Annotated in this window: 2 protein-coding genes; one reads left to right on the top strand and one right to left on the bottom strand. The window is 65.5% G+C overall.

What is annotated here, in order from left to right:
• Window positions 1-183: 183 nt before the first annotated feature.
• On the top strand, window positions 184-585 hold the full coding sequence (locus AC1D0P_RS25620; protein WP_477679304.1) for a GFA family protein: 402 nt from the start codon (window positions 184-186) through the stop codon (window positions 583-585).
• On the opposite strand, the gene AC1D0P_RS25615 is transcribed toward AC1D0P_RS25620, so the two are convergent.
• Window positions 582-1,391 (bottom strand): aminotransferase-like domain-containing protein (locus AC1D0P_RS25615; RefSeq protein WP_477679303.1); only part of this gene is annotated, 810 nt, incomplete at its 5' end. The genes AC1D0P_RS25620 and AC1D0P_RS25615 overlap by 4 nt on opposite strands.

Raw genomic sequence — 1,391 nt, 5'->3', positions numbered from 1 at the left:
GGCCACCCTCGTTGGTGACTGGCCATCTCGCTTTTTTTTGAATGCGGTTTTTTCCTACATGCCGCGATCCGGGTGCTCGCTATATTGGGCTGGCGATTTGATCCGATCGCACTCTCATTTGGAATGAGAAATTTCCGGCCCGGACCATCCGGGCTTTTTTTTGGGCGTCAGGCCGGAGCAGCCATGCAGGTTCACGGAAGTTGCCATTGCGGGGACATTCGCTACGAAGCCGAAGTGGCCCCCGAAGAGACGGCGATCTGCCATTGCACGGATTGCCAGAAGCTCACGGGTTCCGCTTACCGGGTCTCCGTGCCCGCAAGAGAGGGGTCATTCCAGCTCGTCGCGGGCGAGCCCAGAATCTATGTCAAAACCGGCGACAACGGTGCAAGGCGGGCCCAGGCCTTTTGCCCGCGATGCGGCTCGCCTCTCTATACCTACGCGGCCGATGATCCCGGGATTTACGGGCTGAGGGTGGGTTGCATCGCCGAGCGCGAAGCGCTGGTCCCGACGGTGCAGAAATGGTGCCGCTCAGCCTTGCGATGGACGGAAAACATTGCGGGCCTGGCAGGGCGGGAAGGGGATTAGGACGCCTGGGGCAGGGCGGGCTTACCCAATAGCATCACCAGCGCCCGCACCCCCGCAGCCACCTCGTCATCGCCGATCAGGCCCAGCCCGAAGGTCAGGCCGTTGTAGCGCAGCCGCCGCTGGCCGGAGCGGTCCAGCGCCTCAACCGCTATCCCCGCCTCGGTTGCCATCCTCGCCGTCTCATACGCTTCGAACTGCGGTGCGAGCATCGCGCTCACGTGCAGCCCGGCCGCCGACGGCAGCGGTATCAGGAGGCCTTCCGCATGCTGCTCGATGGCCTGTAGCAGGGTGTCGCGCCGCCCGGCATAGATGCGCTGCATGCGCCGCACATGCCGTGCGAGATGCCCTTCGCGGATAAACGCGGCCAATACCAGCTGGGTCAGCAAAGGCGGCGCGCCCTGGGTAGCGAGCAGCGCCGCAGCGAGCCGCTCGTGCGCCCAGGACGGCGCCACCACGAAGCCGACGCGCAGGGCAGGGAACATCACCTTCGAAAAAGTGCCGACATAAAACACCAGGCCCCGGTCGTCGAGCGAATGGAGGGCATCGAGCGGGCGGCCGCCGAAGCGGAATTCGCCGTCGTAGTCGTCCTCGATCACGACGGCCTGGTGTTGCCGCGCATGTTCAAGCAGTTGGGAGCGGCGGGCCAGGGACATCGCGGTACCGACCGGGAACTGGTGCGAGGGCGTGACGCAGATGACCCTGGCCTGCGGCGGCAGGCGGTCGACGCGCAAGCCTTCGTGATCGAGTGGGACGCGCTGCAGTTGCGCGCCGCGAAACGCCATGGCCGCGTGCAAGGGCGCATAGCC

This window comes from Polaromonas sp. P1_G2, from assembly GCF_056405515.1.
Note: the sequence above shows the minus strand (reverse complement) of the source record. Positions and strands in the feature narration are given on the sequence as shown.